Consider the following 1,373-nt stretch of genomic DNA (forward strand, 5'->3'; position numbering starts at 1 on the left):
CCCATCAGCACGATGGCCGCGATCATCCCTTCTTGGGCTCCAGATGCCCGCCTGCCGCCGCCGCCGGGGCGCCGCCGCTGATCCGCGCGGAGGCCGAGGCGCGGCTCGAGGAGGGCCGCTGGCGTGCCGAGGCGCGGCTCCGGCTGGATGAGGTCGCGCTCGCGGATATCGGTCACTACTGGCCGGCGGGCCTCGGCCGCGGCGCGCGCACCTGGCTGGTCGAGAACGTGACATCGGGCCGGGCGCATGACGGCGATTGGCGCCTCGTGGCCGAAGGCGAGGTCGCGACGGGCGCCGTCCGCGTCACCGCCTTCGAGGGCAGCGCGCTCGCGGACTCCCTGACCGTGCATTGGCTGCGCCCGATCCCGCCGGCCGAGGAGGCCACGGGCCGCGCGCGCTTCGGCCTCGACGCCATCGAACTGGAACTGACCGGCGGGCGGCAATCAGGCACGGGCATCCGCGTGCGCGACGGGCTGATCCGCTTCGACCTGGTGCCGACGCCCGAGACGGCGCAGATGGAATTCAACGTCTCCGGCCCGGTCGCCGATGTCTGGACGATCCTGCGCCATCCGCGGCTCGGCCTGTTTCGCAACCGGCCGCCGCCGATCTCGGAGATCACCGGCACGCTGCGCGAGGGGCGGCTTCTGCTCGGCTTCCCGCTGCTGGCCGATCTGCCGGTGGAGGTCATGCGCATCAGCGCGACCGGCCGCGGGACGGAGGTGCGCATCCCGCGCGCTGTGCTGGGCCGGGACCTCGAGCGCGGCGCCTTCGACTTCGCCGCCGACACCCAGGGGCTGCGCGCGAACGGCACTGCGACGGTCGCGGGCATCGCGCTGCGCATCCAGCAGGAGGCCGACTTCCGCCCGGGCGCGCCCGGCCAGGTGGTGGCGCGGGAGACGGTGACGGGCCGGGCCGAGGCGCGGCAGATCGCGACCTTCGGGCTCGACCCGCGGCCCTTCGTGGAAGGGATCGTCGGCCTCGACATCCGCACCGAGACGCGGCGCAACGGCCAGGGCCGCGTCGCGCTGCGCGCCGATTTCCGCGAGGCGCGCCTGGCCGTCGAGGCGCTGTCCTGGGCGCGGCCGCCGGGCACCCCGGCGACGGGGGAGGCGCAGTTCGTCCTGCAGAACGGCCAGCTGCGGGCGATCGAGGGCATCCGCGTCGACGGCCCCGGCGTCGCGCTCCGCGCCCGCGCCGACCGCACCGAGCGGAACATCCCGCAGCGCATTGAGATCACCGAGGCGGTGCTCGGCCGCAGCCGCTTCACCGCCGATCTCGCCCCGCCGCAGCCGGGCGGGGGATGGACGATCGCGCTGCGCGGGCCGGTGCTGGACCTGGCCCCCGCGCTGTCGGCGCCGCCCGGCGCGCCGGCC

1 pseudogene is annotated in these 1,373 nt (G+C 76.0%); it reads left to right on the forward strand.

From position 1 onward, the window contains the following. Positions 1 to 32: 32 nt before the first annotated feature. A pseudogene (locus tag HW577_RS25040) lies at positions 33 to 1,373 on the forward strand (DUF3971 domain-containing protein); the annotation flags it as partial.

It is taken from the genome of Neoroseomonas rubea (assembly GCF_016106015.1).
Taxonomy (GTDB): domain Bacteria; phylum Pseudomonadota; class Alphaproteobacteria; order Acetobacterales; family Acetobacteraceae; genus Neoroseomonas; species Neoroseomonas rubea.